This window comes from Collinsella aerofaciens, from assembly GCF_032584215.1.
Lineage (GTDB): Bacteria > Actinomycetota > Coriobacteriia > Coriobacteriales > Coriobacteriaceae > Collinsella.
Window position 1 is genome coordinate 1 of sequence record NZ_JAWHPN010000100.1, and the last position, 512, is coordinate 512.

Consider the following 512-nt stretch of genomic DNA (forward strand, 5'->3'; position numbering starts at 1 on the left):
TACCTACATTTTCTGCACACCGGGGGAACGCCGGGAGTTGTTCGACGCGGTGGACCAAAAGACCGCCGTTCCCATGATCCCGGAGTACCAGGATTATGTCCTCACGGAACTGCAAAAGAGGAATATCCTGCGGCCACTTCAGGTCAAGTCCCTGTCCCGTAAGCTGGAGGCGTGGCTTCTGCGCTGTGAGGAGAAGGACAAAAACATCGTCGCGGTCATGGAGGATGGACTCAAAAGCGGAGCGATCTCCATTCCGGGTGCGACCGTCGGCCTAAACCCGCTGGACGAAATCAACTCTATCACGGAATACCTCAATACCTTCGGCGTTACCGTGGCGGAGCGGATCAAGAAGCTGTTCGTACCGCTCTTTGACCCTGCAACGGAATCTCTGTCCCCGGAAGTGCTGGCAATCAACCAGTACATTGAGGATCACGCCGGCTATCCCCTCTACGACGCCCAGCTTGCGGTGGCAGAGGCCATCAAGCGCCAGCTGGAGCGGAGCAAGGTGGGGC

General features: G+C 57.8%; 1 protein-coding gene. It reads left to right on the plus strand.

The features are described from left to right. On the plus strand, positions 1-512 hold a 512-nt coding region (locus RX395_RS09935; RefSeq protein WP_316367324.1), incomplete at both ends, for a hypothetical protein.